This window comes from Bacillus sp. AP50, assembly GCF_040492675.1.
Classification (GTDB): Bacteria; Bacillota; Bacilli; order Bacillales; family Bacillaceae_G; genus Bacillus_A; species Bacillus_A cereus.
The window spans coordinates 1-5,690 of record NZ_JBEUTW010000553.1; the positions used below are offsets into that span (position 1 = coordinate 1).

The following is a 5,690-nucleotide window of genomic DNA, read 5'->3' on the forward strand; positions in this document are numbered from 1 at the left end:
CCCCAATACACTCCCATAATACTCTCCTTTTATTTGTATTCTATAGGTTAATAATTATACACAAAGCTAACAAACACCTCTATTTTTCGACAAATATTATGCAAAATACCATTTTAAACGTCATAAAGGAAGTTTACATCTCCATTTGATTTTACATAATAAAACAGACTACCCTCTAGTGTCATAATGCTACTAGGGGGAGTCTGTTCTCTATTAAACTTTAAATCTCTCAATTAATACTTGCAATTCTTCAGCCATTTGAGATAGCGTACCCGCCGCTGATCCAATTTCCTCCATCGAAGCTAGCTGTTCTTCAGCTGAAGCCGCAACATTTTGTGTGCTTGTCGCATTATTTTGTGCTGTCATTGCAATTTGTCCTACTGAAATAGATACTTCATTTGCCCCTTTTGACATTCCATTAGCCGTTTCAACCATCGTCTTAATTTGATTAGCTATTTCATTTGTAGATTGTAAAATTTCAGCAAAATTTTGCTTCGTTTCATTTGCAATAACAAGTCCAGATTGAACTTCTTCATTTACATGATTCATTGATTTGACTGTCTTACCCATATCGTCTTGTATTTCGCCTATTAATTTACTAATTTCACTGGAAGATATGCTAGACTGCTCTGCCAATTTACGTACTTCATCTGCAACAATTGCAAAACCTCTTCCATGTTCACCAGCTCTTGCCGCTTCAATTGCCGCATTTAAAGCTAGAAGATTTGTTTGATTTGCAATGTTTTGAATTACTTCCAATATATCACCAATTTGTTTTGATTTATTATTTAATAACTGTATAACAGCATCTGATTGTGAAACCGATTCTGCAATAGACTGCATCTGGTTTACTGTTCTTCCTACTAGTTTCCCACCATCTTCTGCTTTTTCACGAGTATGAGCAGAAGCGATATTAATAGATGATGAACTATTTGCTACATGCTGAATTCCTTCCGTTACATCAAACAGTAACATAGCACCATTTTCTACACTTGTTGTTTGCGTCGTTGCCCCACTTGATATTTCATCCATTGCTGTTGTAATTTGCTCAGTTGCTTCACTCGCTTGTCTTACACTTGCAGTTAGTTCTTCTGATGCTGCTGCAACATGTCCTGCCGAAGTGTTAATCCTTCCAATTAACGTCCGTAATGAATTTGTCATCTCGTTAAAACCTTTGGCAAGTTGACCAATTTCATCATTAGAATGAATTTCAATTGTTTGCGTTAAATCCCCTTCACTTATTTCTTTAGAAGTGATAACTAATCTCTTTAAAGGCTTCGTAATTGAAAGTGTCACAAAATAAATAAGTACTCCACCTACTACTAACGAAATAAGCATAACAATTAACATATTATAAAATACAGGTTGAGCAGCTTCAATTACTTCAGTTGCGTACATCGTCCCACCAATTTTCCAACCTGTTTTTACGTTTGTAGCAAATACCATATTCTTTTCACTACCACCATAAGAATATGTAAAAGCACCATGATTATCTTCATAAATTTTCTTTGCCCAAGAATCAGCTGCTTTATCCCCTGATTTTTCTTGTGGATGAGCAATGATTTTTTGCTTTCCATCTAAAATGAAGGCATATCCTTTTTTACCAATATTGATTAACTTTGTTGTTTTTAATAAATTGTCTAAACTTAAATCTAGCGCAACAACCCCATTTTTATCTTCTGTTTGTTTTGCAATCGTTACGACAATATGTCCATTTCCTTTTGCCTTATATGGCTCGCTAACAACAATACCACCTTGTTTTGCCACTGCATCTTTATACCAAGGTCGTGTTGTTGGATCATAATCTGCTGCCATTTGTATATTTGGTTCCTGTACAAATTTCTTATCATTACCGGCAACATACACTTGTTCAACATCTATATTCAAATTGATATACTGAGATAATGTCTTTCTTAGCTCATCCTGATTATCCTCTTGATACATATTCCCTTGAATTACTCGTGCAAAGTTATTCACATCGTTAAATTTTGCTTCAATCATTTGATTGATTAAATTATCTAATATTTTTATATTATCGTTAGCACTACTCGTAATTTGTGATTCAAAATTCTTTTTAGCAGTTTGATAAGACATGCCCCCGATTATAGAAACGGCTGCAATTAAAATTACAAAGAATGAAATTAATAGCTTTTTTGCTACTTTCATATCACGAAACAAATTTAATAGTTTACCCATTATGAACCTCCTAATTTTCAAATTTAAAAGTTAAATTGAGTTAATTATGAATATTTCCCGTTCCCTAATTATTATTTTCATAACCTATTATGGTGAATACTTTGTAAAGTTTAAACAATTAATTTCCTTTTGTCTATATATACGAATAATATTATTATAAAATTTACAAATAGAAAAAACCAAAGGGGCCCCTTTGGTTTTTACATTTTTTTATGTTGTTTAGAAATTTTCTTCCATTTATCACGCTCTGCTCTGGCAAGGATTGCATCTTGTTTCCTCATAAAATACGCCAGTTCTCTTTGTAATTTTTTATAGCTTTTCAAACGATCTATCGTAATAAGTCCATTTTCAATTGCACTATACACCGCGCATCCTGGTTCATTCTCATGCTTACAATCACGGAAACGACATGTTGTCGCAAATTCTTCAATATCAGAGAATGCTGTTTGAATCGCTTCGCTGCCTTCCCAAAGTTGCAATTCCCTCATGCCAGGCGTATCAATCACGAGAGCGCCACTAGGCAATTGGAATAATTCTCGATGCGTTGTCGTATGCCTCCCCCTACTATCCTCTTCACGTATATCTCCCGTTTTTGCTACATCAATTCCTATTAGAGCATTTAACAAAGTTGACTTTCCTACCCCTGATGATCCAACTAAAGCAATTGTTTTCCCTGAAGAAACGAATTGTTTCAACGAATCTATACCTGTATGCTCTAAACTATCAACAACGAAAATAGGAACACCAATTGCTATAGCTTCCGTTTCTACAATTTTCTCTTCCACATCATTACATATACTACTCTTTGTTAAAACAATAACTGGCATAGCGCCGCTTTCATACGCTAATAATAAATAACGTTCCATCCTTCTAACATTAAAATCATGATTAAGTGCATTCACTAAAAATAAATAATCTACATTTGCTGCTATAATCTGTTCTTCTGTTCTTGTTCCAGCCTCTTGTCTTGAGAAAGAGCTTCTTCGCTGGAAAATACGATGAATAATCGCTTTCTTTTCATCTTCTATTTTCTTTATATACACCCAATCACCAACTGCTGGATAATCGCCTTTCGTAATCGCTTCATGCCGAAACTTCCCAGACAGTTCTGCCATATATTCACCATCATTACAAATAATGCGATATATATGCTTATGCTCAAGTAAAATACGACCTACTTCATAATTTTTCTCTGTAACTTGTTCTTCAAAAAATGAATCCCAGCCGAAAGATTCTAAAATATTTTGATTCAAATAAATATCCTCCCTAGTTTGTACTAAGTGGAAGGATTGCGAATTACCTTATATAATATCGCCCTTTCCATCCACCTTTGTATTTGGTTGATTATTCATATAAGTTATTTTCGCCATAATACATCACCCCGTTCTTATTTTAATTATTCTCATTATATGGAATTCTCCTATAAAAAGCTACATTATTTTACGTAATTTTCAAATAACTTGTTTTTGAGCATTCTAATTTGTCCTCGATGACTAATTTCATCTTCTAGCACATGAAACCATAGATAGTGCTGGTTATATGCTACACCGTTAGGCCACTTTCTTACTGACATGAGCCACTCATCACCTTGTTCACTTAAATACTTCAGAGATTCTTCTCGAACACTTTGTAGAAGTTGTACATAATACTTTATTTCATGACCACGGATTGCTCTACCCGCTTCCCCTAAATACAGTGCATCTTTCCATATTTCTAATTCTTCTTTTGTAAAGTCACGATCTTGAAATGAAATAAGCTGATGAACTTTTTCAATAGCTGCTATATGCTTTAATAAGGCGCCAATTGAATTTCCGCTGCTTTGCATAATTAAATCTAATTGCTCAACTGATAATTTTTTTACTTCGCCTAATGTTACAGCTCTCGTATGCTCAAGCAGGCTTACTAATTCCCCTATTTTTTTTGTATAACCATCTACACTTCTTATTCGATAATCTATATTCATATCACGCACCCCTTTCTGCATTCATATTATTGTAAAAATGATTCATATAATAGACTGAAATCTATCTAAATTTTCTGTTATAATTAATTTGAATACAAAATATACCCAAACAAACTTTCTCAATATGCTTATATGAAATATTAAAAGGAATCAATATAAAATAATCGAATCTTATTCACTAAAAGGAGTGGATTCGATGGAAATGTATCAATGGCTAACCGCTGTTCTCGTTGGTGGCATTACCGGCTTCGTTTCCCATCTAATCAATAACCAAGGTAAGTTATTGCTTCCACGCCGTTTGAAAACATTTTTTCATTTTGGATTTTTAACTGATATTTTTACTGGTAGCCTAGCCGCACTTCTTGGGCTCGTTTTATTCGATGTCACCGCAATAAAAGAAATTATAAAAGTATCCATTGTAACTGCTATTTCCGGTCAAACTTTTTTACTACATCAAGCTCTTGGTGGCGAACAGGCTAAAAATACGCAAATTGGGAAAGCTGATGAGAAGATTCAAGAAATTGACAAATTATTGCGACGTTAGTGTATACTTTCTTTTAAAATTATTGTTATAATGAGAAATAAATATTTTCTATTGCGTCGTTTGTCAGGAGAAAGGGTGTTTCGTATGACAAAAAAGAAAATAGAAGATTTCTTAACAAACTCCGAAAAAGAGGAACTGCTAGAAAACTATAAATGTTTACGAGAAGCCCGCACAAAAAGCGAAGCTAACTATTTTGGCGAAGCAGTAAACCATCTATTAAATAAAGCAAAACAACGAATTATTAAAGATGCAGGTATACATGATGAAAATGCTGCAACTGTTCAATCAAAGAGAAAAGCACTGTTTTAGCTACATTAGCTAAAACAGTGCTTTTTATTACAATACTTTTCACATTACTTTCACATCTATTTCACAATTATAAGTACTCCTATATGTTAAACTAAGTATATCCTTTTCCAAGGAACTATATGCCGATATATAAATCCCTATCTTTATAGGGATTTTTATTTTTTGATTCCTCATAACTTTGTTACAATACATTTCTTCTACTATTTCTATACTTTTAGTAACCACTTTAATTAAAAGCACATTCATGTATTCACACTCTTATTAATTCTGATTTGCGAAATATTTATACAAGCTTTATGATGCAATTCCTGTTTCACTATTTTCAGTAATTTTTTCACTTTTTCTAAACAAAAATAAAGCTCCTATATATAGTAACGCAGTAAAACTACCTATAAGTATAAAATTGTGAGATATTGCAAATAACATTCCAGCTATTGCCGCACCAATCATTTGACCAATGTACATAGAAGCATTTGCAAGCGCGGCTCCTGTTCCTCTTGCTACACTAGACATGTTTTGTAAGTGCCTCATCATTAATACAAACAAAATTCCTGTCACAAAAAATAAAACAAAGAAAAAGTATTCAACAACAATAAGACTCTTTAAATAGGGAATTATTACATACGACAGAGCCATATTAAAAAACATCTCATATGAATATGAGATGTTTTTTAATAT

General features: G+C 33.2%; 6 protein-coding genes and 1 pseudogene. 2 read left to right on the plus strand and 5 right to left on the minus strand.

Translation table 11 applies throughout. From position 1 onward, the window contains the following. Positions 1–213: 213 nt before the first annotated feature. From ABWK52_RS26445 to ABWK52_RS26455, 3 genes are all read right to left on the minus strand, one after another. Positions 214–2,196, minus strand: coding sequence for a methyl-accepting chemotaxis protein (locus ABWK52_RS26445; protein WP_353772248.1), 1,983 nt, complete (start codon positions 2,194–2,196; stop codon positions 214–216). Positions 2,197–2,396: 200 nt separating this feature from the next. After that, positions 2,397–3,449 (minus strand): ribosome small subunit-dependent GTPase A, encoded by a 1,053-nt coding sequence (gene rsgA / locus ABWK52_RS26450; protein WP_001073074.1) that lies wholly within the window; start codon positions 3,447–3,449, stop codon positions 2,397–2,399. Positions 3,450–3,631: 182 nt separating this feature from the next. After that, positions 3,632–4,159 (minus strand): DinB family protein, encoded by a 528-nt coding sequence (locus ABWK52_RS26455; RefSeq protein WP_098541496.1) that lies wholly within the window; start codon positions 4,157–4,159, stop codon positions 3,632–3,634. A gap of 196 nt (positions 4,160–4,355) precedes the next feature. Between ABWK52_RS26455 and ABWK52_RS26460 the strand changes: the two genes are divergently transcribed. Together ABWK52_RS26460 and ABWK52_RS26465 are read left to right on the plus strand one after the other, a co-directional pair. Next, positions 4,356–4,703 (plus strand): DUF4257 domain-containing protein, encoded by a 348-nt coding sequence (locus ABWK52_RS26460; RefSeq protein WP_000426317.1) that lies wholly within the window; start codon positions 4,356–4,358, stop codon positions 4,701–4,703. 84 nt (positions 4,704–4,787) lie between these two features. Continuing rightward, positions 4,788–5,012: a hypothetical protein gene (locus ABWK52_RS26465; RefSeq protein WP_000162602.1), complete on the plus strand. Its 225-nt coding sequence runs from the start codon at positions 4,788–4,790 to the stop codon at positions 5,010–5,012. Between the two features lie 39 nt (positions 5,013–5,051). Here ABWK52_RS26465 and ABWK52_RS26470 read toward each other — a convergent pair whose 3' ends face one another. Together ABWK52_RS26470 and ABWK52_RS26475 are read right to left on the minus strand one after the other, a co-directional pair. Beyond that, entirely contained in the window at positions 5,052–5,258 is a 207-nt protein-coding gene (locus ABWK52_RS26470) for a hypothetical protein (RefSeq protein ID WP_001101742.1), read from the minus strand. Between the two features lie 48 nt (positions 5,259–5,306). Then, a pseudogene (locus ABWK52_RS26475) lies at positions 5,307–5,690 on the minus strand (MFS transporter); the annotation flags it as partial.

What these genes read in the sequence shown, in the direction of transcription:
- ABWK52_RS26445 (WP_353772248.1), bottom strand. Translation starts at nt 2,196, where the DNA reads ATGGGTAAACTATTAAATTTGTTTCGTGATATGAAAGTAGCAAAAAAG.
- ABWK52_RS26455 (WP_098541496.1), bottom strand. Translation starts at nt 4,159, where the DNA reads ATGAATATAGATTATCGAATAAGAAGTGTAGATGGTTATACAAAAAAA.
- ABWK52_RS26460 (WP_000426317.1), top strand. Translation starts at nt 4,356, where the DNA reads ATGGAAATGTATCAATGGCTAACCGCTGTTCTCGTTGGTGGCATTACC.
- ABWK52_RS26465 (WP_000162602.1), top strand. Translation starts at nt 4,788, where the DNA reads ATGACAAAAAAGAAAATAGAAGATTTCTTAACAAACTCCGAAAAAGAG.
- ABWK52_RS26470 (WP_001101742.1), bottom strand. Translation starts at nt 5,258, where the DNA reads ATGAATGTGCTTTTAATTAAAGTGGTTACTAAAAGTATAGAAATAGTA.